The sequence below is a fragment of the Flavobacterium johnsoniae genome (assembly GCF_030388325.1).
Classification (GTDB): domain Bacteria; phylum Bacteroidota; class Bacteroidia; order Flavobacteriales; family Flavobacteriaceae; genus Flavobacterium; species Flavobacterium johnsoniae_C.
Map to the genome: position 1 here is coordinate 1,540,159 of NZ_CP103794.1, position 16,383 is coordinate 1,556,541.

At 32.7% G+C, this 16,383-nt stretch carries 16 protein-coding genes; 7 read left to right on the top strand and 9 right to left on the bottom strand.

What is annotated here, in order from left to right:
* The first annotated feature begins 7 nt into the window (after window positions 1-7).
* Window positions 8-736, top strand: coding sequence for an RNA methyltransferase (locus tag NYQ10_RS06865; RefSeq protein ID WP_289879467.1), 729 nt, complete (start codon window positions 8-10; stop codon window positions 734-736).
* 9 nt (window positions 737-745) lie between these two features.
* Here the strand turns inward: NYQ10_RS06865 and NYQ10_RS06870 are convergent, their stop codons facing one another.
* The 4 genes from NYQ10_RS06870 to NYQ10_RS06885 all read right to left on the bottom strand — a co-directional run bounded on the left by NYQ10_RS06870 (window position 746) and on the right by NYQ10_RS06885 (window position 3,605).
* Complete coding sequence (locus NYQ10_RS06870; protein ID WP_289879468.1) at window positions 746-1,468, bottom strand: porin family protein; 723 nt, start codon at window positions 1,466-1,468, stop codon at window positions 746-748.
* 1 nt (window position 1,469) lies between these two features.
* A complete protein-coding gene (ubiE, locus tag NYQ10_RS06875; protein WP_276175387.1) occupies window positions 1,470-2,201 on the bottom strand; it encodes a bifunctional demethylmenaquinone methyltransferase/2-methoxy-6-polyprenyl-1,4-benzoquinol methylase UbiE in 732 nt (243 codons plus the stop codon).
* A gap of 563 nt (window positions 2,202-2,764) precedes the next feature.
* Complete coding sequence (locus NYQ10_RS06880; RefSeq protein ID WP_289879469.1) at window positions 2,765-3,247, bottom strand: dihydrofolate reductase; 483 nt, start codon at window positions 3,245-3,247, stop codon at window positions 2,765-2,767.
* A gap of 13 nt (window positions 3,248-3,260) precedes the next feature.
* Entirely contained in the window at window positions 3,261-3,605 is a 345-nt protein-coding gene (locus tag NYQ10_RS06885; RefSeq protein ID WP_276175383.1) for a 2TM domain-containing protein, read from the bottom strand.
* A gap of 239 nt (window positions 3,606-3,844) precedes the next feature.
* On the opposite strand from NYQ10_RS06885, the gene NYQ10_RS06890 reads away from it, so the two are divergent.
* Complete coding sequence (locus tag NYQ10_RS06890; protein ID WP_184157978.1) at window positions 3,845-4,141, top strand: isoamylase early set domain-containing protein; 297 nt, start codon at window positions 3,845-3,847, stop codon at window positions 4,139-4,141.
* A 32-nt stretch (window positions 4,142-4,173) separates the two neighbouring features.
* On the opposite strand, the gene NYQ10_RS06895 is transcribed toward NYQ10_RS06890, so the two are convergent.
* The 5 genes from NYQ10_RS06895 to NYQ10_RS06915 all read right to left on the bottom strand — a co-directional run bounded on the left by NYQ10_RS06895 (window position 4,174) and on the right by NYQ10_RS06915 (window position 8,238).
* The gene (locus tag NYQ10_RS06895) at window positions 4,174-5,025 is read right to left on the bottom strand and encodes a thymidylate synthase (protein ID WP_289879470.1); all 852 of its coding nucleotides are present in this window, start codon (window positions 5,023-5,025) and stop codon (window positions 4,174-4,176) included.
* Window positions 5,022-5,618, bottom strand: a complete 597-nt coding sequence (locus NYQ10_RS06900; protein ID WP_289879471.1) for a hypothetical protein — start codon at window positions 5,616-5,618, stop codon at window positions 5,022-5,024. Before NYQ10_RS06900 ends, NYQ10_RS06895 begins: the two co-directional genes overlap by 4 nt.
* Before the next feature lie 42 nt (window positions 5,619-5,660).
* A complete protein-coding gene (locus NYQ10_RS06905; protein ID WP_289879472.1) occupies window positions 5,661-6,284 on the bottom strand; it encodes a bifunctional nuclease family protein in 624 nt (207 codons plus the stop codon).
* 164 nt (window positions 6,285-6,448) lie between these two features.
* On the bottom strand, window positions 6,449-7,417 hold the full coding sequence (locus NYQ10_RS06910) for an electron transfer flavoprotein subunit alpha/FixB family protein (RefSeq protein WP_289879473.1): 969 nt from the start codon (window positions 7,415-7,417) through the stop codon (window positions 6,449-6,451).
* A gap of 74 nt (window positions 7,418-7,491) precedes the next feature.
* Window positions 7,492-8,238, bottom strand: coding sequence for an electron transfer flavoprotein subunit beta/FixA family protein (locus NYQ10_RS06915; RefSeq protein WP_229354541.1), 747 nt, complete (start codon window positions 8,236-8,238; stop codon window positions 7,492-7,494).
* A 503-nt stretch (window positions 8,239-8,741) separates the two neighbouring features.
* On the opposite strand from NYQ10_RS06915, the gene NYQ10_RS06920 reads away from it, so the two are divergent.
* The 5 genes from NYQ10_RS06920 to NYQ10_RS06940 all read left to right on the top strand — a co-directional run bounded on the left by NYQ10_RS06920 (window position 8,742) and on the right by NYQ10_RS06940 (window position 16,359).
* Window positions 8,742-9,719 (top strand): pyruvate dehydrogenase complex E1 component subunit beta, encoded by a 978-nt coding sequence (locus tag NYQ10_RS06920; RefSeq protein WP_289879474.1) that lies wholly within the window; start codon window positions 8,742-8,744, stop codon window positions 9,717-9,719.
* A 70-nt stretch (window positions 9,720-9,789) separates the two neighbouring features.
* Entirely contained in the window at window positions 9,790-12,291 is a 2,502-nt protein-coding gene (locus NYQ10_RS06925) for a DUF5686 family protein (RefSeq protein ID WP_289879475.1), read from the top strand.
* Window positions 12,292-12,451: 160 nt separating this feature from the next.
* Window positions 12,452-13,051 carry a DNA-3-methyladenine glycosylase family protein gene (locus tag NYQ10_RS06930; RefSeq protein WP_289879476.1) on the top strand — a complete coding sequence of 200 codons (600 nt, stop codon included), beginning with the start codon at window positions 12,452-12,454 and terminating at the stop codon, window positions 13,049-13,051.
* Between the two features lie 111 nt (window positions 13,052-13,162).
* Complete coding sequence (locus tag NYQ10_RS06935; protein WP_289879477.1) at window positions 13,163-13,693, top strand: inorganic diphosphatase; 531 nt, start codon at window positions 13,163-13,165, stop codon at window positions 13,691-13,693.
* A 113-nt stretch (window positions 13,694-13,806) separates the two neighbouring features.
* Window positions 13,807-16,359 carry a sodium-translocating pyrophosphatase gene (locus tag NYQ10_RS06940; protein ID WP_289879478.1) on the top strand — a complete coding sequence of 851 codons (2,553 nt, stop codon included), beginning with the start codon at window positions 13,807-13,809 and terminating at the stop codon, window positions 16,357-16,359.
* Window positions 16,360-16,383: the final 24 nt, after the last annotated feature.

A 16,383-nucleotide genomic window follows, 5' to 3' on the forward strand; every position in this document is an offset into this window, starting at 1 on the left:
TTATTTTATGGTTAGTAAAAACCAAATAAAGCTTATCTCAGGCTTACATCAAAAAAAGCAGCGTTTTGTTAATCAATTATTTTTTGCCGAAGGAGTAAAAGTAATTCAAGAATTGCTGCAATCCAATTTTGAATTAGAACATTTATATACGACATTAAATGATTTTGAAACTGTTCAGTCTTCAAAACGAACTATAATTAATGAGCAAGAACTTAAGAAAATAAGTGCTTTGTCAACTCCAAATTCTTGTTTAGCAGTTTTTAAAATTCCAGCCGAAAAGAAAATTATCGATTCAGGTCTGATTTTAGCTTTAGACGATATTCGAGATCCAGGAAATCTTGGAACTATTTTGCGCCTGTGCGATTGGTTTGGCATTAAACAGGTAATTTGTTCAAAAGAAACAGTAGATATTTACAATCCAAAAGTAGTTCAAGCCACAATGGGATCTATTTCTAGAGTAAATGTTAACTATCTTGATTTGAATCTTTTCCTATCGCAAACCAAACTGCCTGTTTTTGGAACTTTTATGGACGGAGAAAATATTTATCAATCTAATTTACCTCAAGACGGAATCATTATAATGGGTAATGAAGCCAACGGGATATCATCTGAAATTGAAAAATTAGTAACTTCTCGTCTAACAATTCCTAGATTTGGAGAGCTACAAAAAACCGAAAGTTTAAATGTAGCTACTGCAACAGCAATTATTCTTAGTGAATTTAAACGAAATAGTTAAGATTTTGTTTTAATGAAAAGTGAAATTTATTAAAATCGCTCTAGATTTCATCGAATCGATATTATCAGTATAAGCACTAACTGGCTGAGTTGGGGTAACATTGTCACGAATTAACTCGTCTGTTATGCCAAACATACCTCTTATGGAAGGCGAGAATATGAAATATTCTGTGAAAATATCAATTCCAAAACCAACTTCATAAGCGGCTGTCCATTGTTTTACTCTAAATTTCTGCTGGTAATTATCGTCTTGAGATTTAGCATTACTAGATAGATTTAAAGTTGTAGACATACCGCCAACTAAATAAGGGCGAACATTTCCTGTACGCAAGGCAGAGAACTTTAACAATAACGGAAAGTGAATATAGGTACTATTTACTTCTCTTAAATATTCGCTTTCTAATGCGCCTACGCCAGGAAAGTATAAATCGCGTTTTGTGTAATACAATCCAGGTTCAAAACGAAGATTAATATATTCCTGCAATCTCAAATCGGCTACAACACCAACATTAAATCCGGTCGTTTTTTTTACCTGAATATCTTCTGGAACAGGAGTTTTGTAATCAAATTTAAAGTCAAAACTGTTAAAGCCTAAATAATAGCCAAAGTAGATGCGCTGCTTTTGCCAGTTTTCAAGATTAATAATAGGATCTTTGCTAAATAAATTTTTAGCAAATTGCGAATATCCTTTTGTACTTAAGACTAATAAAAATAAGATTACAGCTTTTTTCATACTATTTTTTAGATGCAGAATAAATTGTTGCGACACCAAAAGTTTGAGGCATTGCCACAACATCTATAAACCCAGTTTTTCTCAAAATATTGTTTAAGGCTTCTCCATATGGGAAAGCGGCAGCAGATTCAGATAAATAACCATAAGCGTCATTATCCTTAGAAAATAATTTTCCAATTAGAGGTAATATGTTTTTGCTGTAAAAATTGTAACCTTGTTTGTACGGAAATTTGTCTGGCACAGAAGTTTCCAAGATTACAAAAACACCTCCAGGTTTTAGAACTCTTAAAATTTCGGCAAAACCTTTTTCAAGATGTTCGAAGTTTCTAACTCCAAAACCAACAGTGATAGCATCAAAATAATTGTCTTCAAAAGGCATATTTTCAGAATCGCCTAAAACTAATTCAATTATATTAGATAGATTTTTTTCTTCAACTTTCTTTTTTCCAACTTCCAGCATTCCAGCAGAAATATCAAGACCGATAATTTTTTCAGCTTTAGTTTGCGTCAATAAAATAGCTAAATCACCAGTTCCAGTTGCAATGTCTAAAACGATTTTTGGTTTTTTGTCTGATACTATTTTTAATACTTTTTTGCGCCACTTTACATCAATTCCAAACGAGATGACACGATTTAAATTATCGTAGTTCCCAGAAATGGTGTCAAACATTTGGGTTACTTGCTCTTTTTTACCTAAAGAAGAGTCTTTATACGGAGTTATTTTTTCAGACATTTTTTTTATTTAGGCAAATATAAACAATCTAGTTTAACTGTAATTGAGTTTTTTGCTTAGTAATTAAATGTTTTAAAAGGATTTTTTTTAAGCTTTTAAAAGCATCCCTAAATCTAGGTATTTTACTAAAATCACTAAAAGTTGGTATTGTGCATTGTTCCTATTTTGAACAACTTTGCTGAAGTAAAAATGATTAAGTTTTAAATGATTGATAAACCAACAATGACTTAAATCAGATAAATACTTTTTTGTGCTGGTATTTTATCTGTTCTTGAAAAAGTTTTGAATAGTATTGTTCTTTGGGGGGATATACTAATTTTAAAGCGCAAAATACGTTCTTAGGATTAAATTTGTTTTTGGAAATTTTAATTTTCTGCCTTTAATATCTTAGTGGTATTTGTTATTAAAGGCTTTTTGAGATTTAGGTCTCAAATTAACATTAAATGTTATTCAGTTTATCAAGTGTTTTAAACATTTGTGATTTTTAACAAAGCTAATTCTTGAACGAGTCCGGTTAGAAAAATCGATCATTTTAAAAACATCCTCTGAAAAGAGGATGTTTTTTATTTTCTAATATATGTTTCGTAGGTATAATCGTAAAGATGTTTTTCATCTTTAAAATTTTCTTCAGATTCTACCAAAATCCATTCGTTTTTATTCAATTTAGGAAAGAAAGTATCTGCTTCAAAAGTATGATGAACCTTTGTAAGTTCAATTATATCTGTAAAAGGAAGTGCTAAATTGTAAATCTCACCTCCGCCTATAATATAATTATCTTCATTTTCAGGACATATTGCGATTGCTTTTTCAATACTATCAACAACAATACAGCCATCTGGTTTGTAGTTTTCCTGACGTGTAATTACAACATGCGTACGATCAGGCAATGGTTTTGGAAAACTTTCAAAAGTCTTTCTGCCCATAATAATATAATGACCAGTAGTAAGAGATTTGAATCTTTTGAAATCATTTGGCAAGTGCCATACTAATTCATTATTTTTTCCAAGCGCATTATTTTCGGCAGCTGCCGCTATCATTATAATCATGGTATTGCGTATGCTAAATTTTATTCTGATTTTCTTGGTCAATTGAAGATTCAAGCTGACTAATTCTTTTTTGCTGTAAAGCAACTAATCTGTCAATTTGTTCTCTTTCCCATTTTTTATTCATAAAGCGGTCTGTGATATAAACTTTAATAAAATGCAGGATAAAAATAAAAAGCCAGATTGTTATACCCCAAATACACCAATTTTGGGTTGTGCCTTCTCCAAAACCAAAAAATCTATTGGCAATAAATAAAAATAAACTTCCAAGTAGGAAAAGAACAAAATGAAGATATAAAACTTTTTTTTGTCTTAATCGTCGTCTAGCGTATTCGTATTGTTCGTGCACTTCTTTTTCCATAAGATAAAAATGAGATTATAAAGTTAAAATTTATTTTTGAAAGTCAATATTTTGACTACAGAATATTTGCCTTTAAAAACGCAGTGAATTTGAAATGCAAAATTTTAAGCACTTTAAATTACAGATAAAGCTAAAATAAGTTGCTGTTTTTAATATTATGATAAATCGAATAGTGTAGTGGTGAAGGTTTCGTCGATTTTGATTAATTTTAATTATATAAATCTAAAAACTAAATAGTTATGTCTTTAAAGAAGCAATTCGTAAAAACGAAACCCGTATGTAAAGTTACATTTTCTATAGATGCCAAAGATGCTGATTCGGCAGCAGTCGTTGGAGATTTTAATAATTGGAATGTTGAGGAAGGAGCTTTAAGTAAGTTGAAAAACGGTACTTTTAAAGCGACTTATGATTTGGTTAAAGATGCGATTTATGAATTTAAATACGTAATTGACGGCATCTATGTAAATGATCCTGAAGCAGACTTTTACAAATGGAATGATTATGCTGGTAGCGAAAACAGTGTATTAGTTGTATAAAAAAATCCGCTTATTAAGCGGATTTTTTATTTTTATACAGCAACACTTCCTTTAATGGCAGGATGTGGATCATAGTCAACTAAGGTAAAATCATTGAAATCAAAATCAAAAATGTTTTTAATCTCTGGATTTAAAATCATTTTTGGTAATGGTTTTGGTTCGCGTGTTAATTGCAATTCCAATTGTTCAAAATGATTATTGTAGATATGCGCGTCTCCAAACGTGTGAATAAAATCTCCCGCTTCTAAATCGCAGACCTGAGCAATCATCATCGTTAATAACGCATAAGAAGCAATGTTAAAAGGAACTCCTAAAAATATATCAGCACTTCTTTGGTATAATTGACAAGAAAGTTTTCCTTTCGTTTCTCCTTTTTCTAAATCTGGAGCGGCAACATAAAACTGAAAAAATGCATGGCATGGAGGCAATGCTGCTTTATTGTTTGCTACATTTTCCTCAAAAGACTTTTTAGTATCTGGTAAAACCGAAGGATTCCAAGCAGAAACCAACATTCTTCGGCTGTTCGGATTTGTCTTTAATTCGGTAATTAATTCAGAAATCTGATCGATTTCTTCACTATTCCAATTTCTCCATTGATGTCCATAAACTGGACCTAAATCACCGTTAGAATCTGCCCATTCATCCCAGATTTTTACTCCGTTTTCCTGAAGATATTTTATGTTTGTATCACCTTTTAAAAACCAAAGCAATTCGTAAATAATCGATTTTAAATGTAATTTTTTGGTTGTAACCATTGGAAAACCTTCACTTAAATCAAAACGCATTTGGTAACCAAAAACACTTTTTGTTCCGGTTCCAGTACGATCTCCTTTTTGATTGCCGTTTTCTAAAACGTGTTTTACTAAATCTAAATATTGTTTCATAGGTCTTCTTTTATTTCTTCAATACTAATGTTGAATTTCCCTCCAATAGATGTTTTGATATTTATTGTCATGGGAATTGGCGATGTTAAAAATTTGTAAAGACTTTCATTTAAAATCATATTATTTGAAGCGAGATATAATTTGTAATTCCCACTTGTGAAATTATTTATTATCCATGTCTTGTTTAATGAAAGAGGTCCGTTTTTATAATCAAAAGTATCTGGCAATTCTTCCATTTTTATTGTTGTCCCACTACTATCTAGGATACTTACTAATGGAATAAAAATGTATTTTTTAAAACCAAAGCAATCACAGATACTACTTACGGTTAACTTATATTTTTTGTTAGATTCTAAGTTAAAATTAAAACCTTTATAGTTTGTATAAATCTTTTCTTTTTCGCCAAAAGTCATAACTGAATCACTAATTTTTAATTCAAACTTATGATTTTCGTTAATTGATAATGGACTCGTAGGAATATGTGTGCTAAGAGTTCTTTTTTCTTTTAATTCTTTATATGCTTCAAGTGGAGTTGTTTTTTTAGAACAGCCACAAATAATAAATAGTAAAACTAGAATGAATTTATAATTCATTTTGAACTTTTATTAGTTTCTTTTATATAATAAAATTAAAATTTATCTTCTCGAGATTTCGTCTCTGATTTTTGCTGCTTTTTCGTAATCTTCTTGAGAAACTGCTTGATCAAGAAGGTCGTTTAATTCTTGTAAACTGTGTTTAGAATATACGTCGCCAGATTGGTTGCTTTCTTCTTCACGCCCGAAAGTTTCAGGATTAGAAAGAACATCGTCAATTTCTTGAGCTCCAGAATCTGTTTCGGCAGTATTCGATTTTAAATAAATTCCGGCTTTATCCAAGATGTTTTTATAGGTAAAAATCGGAGCATTAAATCGCAATGCTAACGCAATAGCATCAGAAGTTCTCGCATCAATAATTTCTTCGATTTTATCTCTTTCGCAGATTAAACTAGAATAAAAAACGCCATCAACAAGTTTATGAATAATAACTTGTTTTACTACTATGTCAAATCTTTCAGCAAAATTTTTGAACAAATCGTGTGTTAATGGACGAGGTGGTTTTATCTCTTTTTCTAAAGCAATAGCGATTGATTGGGCCTCGAAAGCGCCAATTACAATAGGTAATTTTCTTTCGCCATCTACTTCATTCAAAATTAAGGCATAAGCGCCATTTTGAGTTTGACTGTATGAAATTCCTTTTATAGATAATTTTACTAGACTCATATATGTTTGTAAAAAAGGCACTTAGAGCCTTATTTTATTGCTTTTTTTGTTTGGAAAATAAAGCTGCAATTTTAATCAAAAAATATGGAACAAAAAAGCTGCCTATAAACAAAGATACAATATCTTGTTTTTAGGCAGCAAATATTTTGAAGAGAATTCTTGAATTAAGAATGCTGAGCTTTAAAAGCTTTTAATTTCTCTGTTAATTGAGGAATGATTTCAAAAGCATCTCCAACAACGCCATAATCAGCTACTTTAAAGAAAGGCGCTTCAGGGTCATTATTGATAACTACTTTTACTTTAGAAGAGTTGATCCCAGCAATGTGCTGAATAGCTCCGGAAATCCCAACTGCAATATATAAGTTTGTTGCAACTGGTTTTCCTGTTTGACCAACGTGCTCGCTGTGAGGTCTCCATCCTAAATCTGAAACTGGTTTAGAACACGCAGTTGCAGCGCCTAAAACAGCAGCAAGATCTTCAATTAATCCCCAATTTTCTGGTCCTTTTAATCCGCGTCCGCCAGAAACTACGATATCCGCGTCAGCGATAGAAACTTTTCCAGATACCTTTTCTACAGATTCTACTTTTACACCAAAATCGTTATCTCCGATTGTTGGGTTAAAATCTTCTTCGGCTGCAGATCCTGCGCTTTCGAAAATTCCGTAAGAGTTTTTAGCAAGTCCAAGAACTTTTACATCTGTATCGATTTGTGTAATGTTGAAAGCTTTGTTTGAGAATGCGTTTCTTTTTACTTGGAAAGGTGAAGTGCTAACTGGCAATCCTACAACATTTGAAGCAAAACCAGCTTCTAAAGAAACGGCAACTAAAGATGAAAGATAAATACTGTCTGTTGTAGAAGAAAGTAAAACTACTTTTGTTCCCTCTTTTTCAGCAGCTTGTTTAATTACATCAGCGTAAGCCTTAGCAGTAAAACCAGCTAATTTATCGTTGTTTACTTTTAGAATTTTATCAACTCCGTATTTGCCCAATTCGCTTACATCGCTAATGTTTACAGTTAAAGCTGTAACTGTTGTTCCTAAACTTTCGGCTACTTTTTTTGCATAAGAAGCTAATTCGAAAGCTACTTTTTTAAATTTTCCTTCTGCAGATTCTGCATATATTAATATTGACATGATGTTTTTGTTTAAAAGTTTAAAGTTTCAGGTTTCAAGTTCGTAAACTGAAAACTGCGACTGAATACTGATTACTAGATTACTTTCGCTTCGTTGTGTAATAAATTGATTAACTCATCTAAATTATCTGCAGAAACTAATTTTACTGCCGATTTTGGAGCTGGTTTTTCAAATTTCACTGCTTTTGTATTTACGGCTGCATCAACTGGCTCTAAAATAGTAAGGGCTTTAGTTCTCGCAGTCATAATTCCTCTCATGTTCGGAATACGTAAATCTTTTTCTTCAACAAGACCTTTTTGACCTCCAATAATTAAAGGAAGAGTAGTGCTAACAGTTTCTTTTCCTCCGTCGATTTCACGAACTGCTTTTACATTATTTCCATCAACAGTTAAAGATGTGCAAGAGTTTAAGAAGTTAGAACCTAAAATTCCAGCAATCATTCCAGGAACCATTCCACCATTATAATCTAAAGATTCTTTTCCAGCAATTACTAAGTCATAACCACCGTTTTTAATTACTTCAGCTAATTGTTTTGCAACAAAAAATCCGTCAGTTGGATTTGCGTTAACACGAATTGCTTCGTTAGCACCAATTGCCAAAGCTTTACGCAATGTTGGTTCTGTATCTGGACCTCCAACGTTTACAACTGTTACATTTGCACCTTGTTGTTCTTGAAACCAAATTGCACGTGTAAGACCGAATTCGTCGTTAGGATTAATTACATATTGTACGCCGGCTGTATCAAATTCTGAATCACCGTTTGTAAAGTTGATTTTTGAAGTAGTATCAGGCACATGGCTGATGCAAACTAGTATTTTCATAAGTATATATTTTGAATTTATAATATGCTTTTACAAATTTAGAATATTATTTGGAATAATTATACTATGCGTGCATAATATTTTTTAAAACTATTACGATTTCGTGAATTATGACGTTTTGAGTGTAATTAATCGATATTTAAAAATAAAAAATCATCTGTTTTGTCTGATTGTTAGGAATTTTGCAATGTTTGGAGGTAGACGACGCAATTATTTTTTGTCTGATAAATACTAAATTTTCGTTTTTTCCGTTTTAATGAATGAATTTTGAAGAAACAAGAATTAAACAAATAAATTAAAGTTTGTAAAAAAAAAATGATTCTAACAGTATAAGTGTGAATTATACGTTATTATATCGTTTTCGTTAATATCACAATTAAGTTAAAAAAGTTAAATGCTAAAGATCGGGAGAAGTTAGTACGATTTTAAATTCAATTTTTGCTTTTAAGTTATTTAAAATATTTATTTTTGCTCTTCAGAAAATTCAACATACAAAATAAAATATGAGAACAATACAATTTAGAGAGGCCATTTGTGAAGCGATGAGCGAAGAAATGCGTCACGATGAATCCATATATTTAATGGGAGAAGAGGTTGCAGAATACAATGGAGCATACAAAGCTTCAAAAGGAATGCTTGCTGAGTTTGGAGAAAAAAGAGTAATCGATACTCCAATTGCTGAGCTTGGTTTTACAGGAATTGCAGTAGGTTCTGCAATGAACGGAAACCGACCGATTGTAGAATATATGACTTTCAACTTCTGTTTAGTTGGTATTGATCAAATTATAAATAATGCTGCTAAAATGCGTCAAATGACTGGAGGACAATTTAATGTGCCAATCGTTTTCCGCGGACCAACTGCTTCTGCAGGTCAATTAGGAGCTACTCACTCACAAGCTTTAGAAAACTGGTTTGCAAATACTCCAGGTCTTAAAGTTGTTGTACCTTCAACTCCTTACGATGCAAAAGGACTTTTAAAATCTGCAATTCGCGATAATGATCCTGTAATCTTTATGGAATCTGAGCAAATGTATGGTGATAAAGGAGAAGTGCCAGACGGAGAATACACAATTCCATTAGGAGTTGCAGATATTAAACGTGAAGGTACAGATGTAACAATCGTTTCTTTCGGAAAAATCATCAAAGAAGCTTTTATCGCTGCTGATGAATTAGCTAAAGAAGGAATCTCTTGTGAAATTATCGATTTAAGAACTGTACGTCCTATGGATAAAGATGCAATTCTTACTTCTGTTAAAAAAACAAACCGTTTAGTAATTCTTGAAGAAGCTTGGCCATTTGCAAGTGTTTCTTCTGAGATTACATATATTGTTCAAGAACAAGCTTTTGACTTCCTTGATGCACCAATTCAACGTATTACAACTGCAGATACTCCAGCGCCTTATTCGCCAGTATTGCTAAAAGACTGGTTGCCAAATGCTGGTGATGTAGTAAAAGCAGTAAAGAAAGTATTATACAAATAATACATATTTAAAATACTCACAAAACTTCATCATTCATAGTTAATTGATGAAGTTTTTTTTTGCCCAGACAATGAAAAGAATAATTTTACTCAGCCTATTTTTTGTATTCGCATTTGCGGCTATAGCTACTGCACAAACGAAAGTGAGTGGAATTGTTTTGGACAAGTCTAACCAGCCAATACCTTTTGCAAATGTTGTTTTTAAAGGTTCAAATACAGGAATCGTTTCTAACGAAGATGGACGTTTTTATTTAGAATCGCCAAATACTTATACAGCTTTATTAGTTACATCGGCAGGATTTTCAGATAAAGAAGTTCCTTTAGAAAAAGCCGTTAATTATAATTTTAAAATTGTTTTAGGCGAAGCCGAAGCACTAAATGAAGTTGTAATTTATACGGGAAAAACTTCCAAAAAGAATAATCCAGCATTGGATATTTTGAGAAAAATTTGGGAAAGAAAACGTAAAAATGGACTTTACCAATTCAATCAATATCAAATGCAGAAGTATGAAAAAGTAGAGTTTGACATGAATACGATTGATAGTGCATTCATGAAAAATAAACTTTTTAAAGGAATGGAGTTTGTTTTCAATCATGTTGATACTTCTGATGTTACGGGAAAAACATATCTTCCAATTTTTATCAACGAATCGGTTTACGATGTTTACGGAGATAACAAACTAAAGAAAGTAAAAGAAAATCTGACAGGGAATAAAATGTCTGGTTTTAATGGAAATCAGCAGATTTTATCTTTTGTAAAAGATCTTTATTCTGATTATAATATTTACGATAATCACCTTAAATTTTTTGATAAAAGTTTTACAAGTCCACTTTCTAAAACTGGAATTGATGTCTATAATTATGTATTAAAAGACAGTGCTTATATCGATAAAAAATGGTGTTTTAATATTGTTTTTTATCCGAGACGTAAAAACGAATTAACTTTTAAAGGAGATTTCTGGGTAAACGATACCACTTTTGCAATTAAAAAAATCAATATGGGCGTTACTAAAAGCGCTAATATTAACTGGGTAAAAGATATTTATATAGAGCAGGAATTCGAAGTAGAAAATGATTCTATTTTCTTGTTGACGCGCGATTATATGATGTCTGATTTTGCTTTGAACAAAAAAGAAAAATCAAAAGGGGTCTACGGAAAACGTACTACTTTATATAGAAATCATAAATTCAATATTCAGAAACCAGAGAAGTTTTATAAAGAAGAAGTCAATTTTATTGATAACACAGTTTATGAACGGCCTCCAGAATTCTGGGAAGAAAATCGTTTCGAAAAATTAAATAAGGACGAAGCAGGTATTTATAAAATGCTTGATACTTTGCAAACCGTCAAGCGATTCAAGCAGTTATACAATCTCGTCTCCATTTTAGGAAGTGGTTACGTCGAATTTAAAAACTTCGACTATGGGCCAATTTTCTCTACTTTTGGTTATAATGAAGTAGAAGGATTACGATTGAGGGTTGGAGGAAGAACGTATTTTGGACCAAATGATCCATGGCGTATACAAGCCTACACAGCTTACGGATTTGATGATAATAAATTCAAATACGGAGTTTCTGGAAAATGGATGGTCGATAAAAAAAATCGAGTTATTATTTCTGGAGGAAATAGGCGTGACATCGAACAAATTGGTGCCAGTTTAACTACAACAAATGACGTTTTAGGGAGAAGTTTTGCATCCTCCGCTTTATTTACGACGGGGAGTAATGGAAAGCTGACCAATATTAATTTGAGTAACGTTTCTGTTGAAATGGAAGTTAAAAAGAACTTTGTAGTTTCGGCAGGACTTTCATATCGAACGTTAGAATCTGCGTCAAAAACCTTTAGTCTAGATTATTATACCACTTTGCCAAGCGCTACAAATCCTACGGGTGTTGTTCAGAGCATGGTAAAACAGTCTGAAGCGAATATTCAATTCGAATATATGCCAAATAGAAAAACCATTGGTTATGGTGTTGAAAGAGATTTAGTTGATAGTCCTTTTAGTCATTTCTTTGTTAATTTTAGTTACGGTCTAAAAGGAGTTATGGATAGTGATTTTGCCTACGAAAAAATTCAGATCTTTTACAAACAACCAATTATTATTGGTCCGTTAGGAAGATCTAATATTATTTTAGAAACAGGAAAAACATTCGGAACAATTCCGTTAGGATTAATGAGTGTAATTCCGGGTAACCAAACTTATTTTACAATCGAAAATACATTTAGTAACCTTAATTTCTACGAGTTCGTTACAGATCAATATACAACTTTGCAGTGGAATCATGATTTTGGAGGAAGATTGTTTGCGAGAATTCCGTTCATGAGAAAACTTAATTGGAGAGAATTTATTGGAGTTAGAGCCGTACACGGAACTATTTCTGATGCTAATCGTGCCATTAATGCTTCTGGATTGCCATATAATGCGCCTGAGAAAGTGTATTGGGAATATAATGCAGGAATTGGAAATATCTTCAAAGTTTTCCGTCTTGATTTCTCTTGGAGAGGAAACTATTTAGATATGCCAGATGCACATAAATTTGCCATAAAAGGATCTTTCGGGTTTTATTTTTAAAAAGAAACAAAGGCTCAAAATAACAAAGTCGCAAAGGTTTAAAATCTTTGCGACTTTGTTATTTTAAAATCTTTATGCAAAAAGAACTCTGCGACTTGGCGCCTTTGCGAGAACTAATTTCATTTTTCTTATTTTTGATTTACTTTAGAAATCTAAAACCATGCAAGAAGCTATTGATTTTCTTTCATCCAAAAATGCAATATTTCTAGAAATTATTGAGAAATATGGTTTGCCACAAATTCCTAAGCGTCCGCCAGGTTTTGAAACTTTGGTATTGCTGATATTGGAGCAACAGGTTTCTATAGATTCGGCGAAAGCCACATTTTTAAAAATTAAATCCTATACAACTTGCAATCCTGAAACAATGGCGATTTTGCCAGACGAAGAATTTAGAAACTTGGGAGTAAGTCGTCAGAAAACCAAATACATAAAGATTTTAGCAGAAGCAATTTTAAACAAAGAATTAGATGTTGAAAGTTTAGCTTTAAAATCTGTAAAGCAAGTTCGTGAAGAATTAATTAAACTAAAAGGAATTGGAAACTGGACCATCGATATTTATTTAATGTTCTGTCTTCAAGAACCCGATTTGATTCCTTTAGGAGATATTGCCGTGATTAACACTATAAAAGAATTACTGAATATTCACGATAAGAAAGAAATGGAAATTCATGCTGAACAATGGAGTCCTTATCGTTCTTATGCGACCTATTTGCTTTGGCATTATTACCTGAAAAAAAGAAATCGAACAATTACTTATTAAATGCTTGTTTTTTAAACTCTAATGCGGATAATTTAACCTTGTTTTTTATTGTAAAACTAGATTCTTTGGTTATTTTTGCAACCGAAATTATAGAAACAATAAAAAACGAAAATGACCGCAGACAAATTAACGACTTTCGATGTGTTGATCGAAATACCGAGAGGAAGCAGAAATAAATACGAGTACGATTTTGAAATTAAAAGAATGCGTTTTGATAGAATGTTATTCTCTTCAATGATGTATCCAGCAGATTACGGATTTATTCCAGAAACTTTGGCTTTAGACGGAGATCCTCTTGATGTATTAGTTTTAATTAACGAACCAACTTTTCCTGGATGTGTAATTGAAGTAAAGCCAATTGGAGTTTTCCACATGGCAGATGATAAAGGACCAGACGAAAAAATTATTTGTGTACCAGTTTCAGATCCAATCTGGAATTCATTAAACGATCTTTCAGATATTAACGGACACTTATTAAAAGAAATCGAGCATTTCTTCCAAGTTTACAAAGATCTTGAAAACAAAAAAGTAGATGTAGAAGGATGGGGAGACGTAAAAGAAGCTTACGACATTATCGCTGAGTGTACAAAACGTTTTGATGATATTGAAAATAAACCAGCAGGATTATTTAGCATTAAATAATTTAAGCACCCATAATATATAAAAAAAGCAATACTACCGTCAGGAGTATTGCTTTTTTGTTTAAATTCGTTTTAGTTAGATTGTTGACTATTAACCAAAACCATTAATATATTATGAATGCATTTATGATTTACCTGCCTATTGTCATGGCAGTTTTAGGATTACTTTTCATGGGAATAAAAAGGAGTTGGGTTTTAAAACAAGACGCTGGAGACGGTAAGATGAAAGAGATTTCAGATTACATCTACGAAGGAGCCTTAGCCTTCCTAAAAGCAGAATATAAATTACTAACCATTTTCGTAATTATTGCCAGTTTAGCTTTGGCAGGAATTACATTTATTCCGGGAGTTAAAACACATTTATTAATCGTAATTGCATTTATTTTTGGTGCATTATTTTCTGCTTATGCCGGGAATATTGGAATGAAAATAGCAACTAAAACAAACGTAAGAACAACTCAAGCGGCACGTACAAGTTTACCTCAAGCCTTAAAAGTTTCTTTTGGTGGAGGAACCGTAATGGGTTTAGGTGTTGCAGGTTTGGCTGTTTTAGGTTTGACAGCTTTTTTTATAATTTTCTTTAATCTTTTTTCTGATGGAGTTTGGAAAGATACCGATACAATGACCGTTGTCTTAGAAACTTTAGCAGGCTTTTCGCTTGGTGCAGAATCTATTGCATTGTTTGCCAGAGTTGGAGGAGGAATCTACACAAAAGCTGCTGACGTTGGTGCTGATTTAGTTGGTAAAGTTGAAGCAGGAATTCCAGAAGATGATCCGCGTAATCCAGCAACAATTGCTGATAACGTAGGAGATAATGTCGGTGACGTTGCGGGTATGGGAGCTGATTTATTTGGTTCGTATGTAGCAACAGTTCTAGCAGCAATGGTACTCGGAAATTATGTAATAAAAGATATGGGAGGAAGTATCAATGACGCTTTTGGCGGAATTGGCCCAATTTTACTTCCAATGGCAATTGCTGGTTTCGGAATTATATTCTCTATTATAGGAACACTTTTAGTGAAAATTTCAGACGATAGCGCAAGAGAAGCTCATGTACAGAAAGCATTAAATGTTGGAAACTGGGTTTCTATTGTTTTAACAGCTGTTGCCTGTTTCTTTTTAGTGCAATATATGTTGCCTGAAACGATGCAAATGAGCTTTTTTGGCGAAGGTTCTAAAGTGATTTCATCAATGAGAGTTTTCTATGCAACTATAGTTGGATTAGTTGTTGGTGGAGCAATTTCATCAGTAACAGAATATTATACAGGATTAGGTACAAAACCAGTTTTGGCAATTGTACAAAAATCATCAACTGGTGCAGGAACAAACGTAATTGCAGGTTTGGCGACAGGAATGATTTCTACATTTCCAACTGTAATTTTGTTTGCTGTAGCAATTTGGATTTCGTATGCTTTAGCAGGATTTTATGGAGTGGCGCTGGCTGCTTCGGCAATGATGGCAACGACAGCAATGCAATTGGCAATCGATGCTTTCGGACCAATTTCTGATAATGCTGGAGGAATTGCCGAAATGAGCGAATTACCAAAAGAAGTTCGTACAAGAACCGATATTTTAGATTCAGTAGGAAATACAACAGCAGCAACTGGAAAAGGTTTTGCAATTGCTTCTGCGGCATTAACTTCGCTAGCTTTATTTGCAGCTTATGTAACGTTTACAGGAATAGACGGAATTAATATTTTTAAAGCGCCTGTTTTAGCGATGTTATTTGTCGGCGGAATGATTCCGGTAGTTTTCTCTGCTTTGGCAATGAATTCTGTTGGAAAAGCGGCAATGGATATGGTGTACGAAGTTCGTCGCCAGTTCAAAGAAATTGCTGGAATTATGGAAGGAACAGGAAAACCTGAATATGGAAAATGCGTTGAAATTTCTACAAAAGCCGCTCTTCGCGAAATGATGCTACCAGGAATTCTGACAATCGGTTTTCCTATTTTAATTGTTCTTTTAGGGAAATTAGTTTATTCAGACAATAATCAGTTGATTGCTGAAATGTTGGGAGGATATATGGCTGGAGTTACGGTTTCTGGTGTTCTTTGGGCAGTTTTTCAAAATAATGCAGGAGGTGCTTGGGATAATGCTAAAAAATCTTTCGAAGCTGGAGTTATGATCAACGGCGAAATGACTTATAAAGGTTCAGATGCGCATAAAGCAGCCGTAACTGGTGATACTGTTGGGGATCCGTTTAAAGATACTTCTGGACCTTCAATGAATATTTTAATCAAATTAACTTGTTTAATTGGGTTGGTAATTGCTCCAATTTTGGGTGAAGGAAATGCACATTCTGATATTGCTGGAAAAGCTTCTTGCTGTGCTAAAACAGAACTACACGCTGGCGGAGTTTCTAAATGTGGTGATTTGTCTAAAATGACGAAAGAAGAATGCATCAAGATGTGTAAAGAAAAAGGTTGTTCTCCAGAAGAAACGGCTAAATGTTTAGCTCATTTTGATGAAAATGGAAATCCTTATAAAAAAACGGATTGTTTTGACACAAGCAAATATGAGAAAAAATCATCTGTGAAAGTGGAAGTCAAAAATATAAACGGAAAAACGACTGGAACTGTTACTAAAACAGAAAATGGTAAAACAACAACTGAAGTTTTTGAAGGAACAGAAGAAGAAGTTTTAGCGAAAGTTGAAGCTGCGAAATAATAATAACATGATAACTTTGTCAAA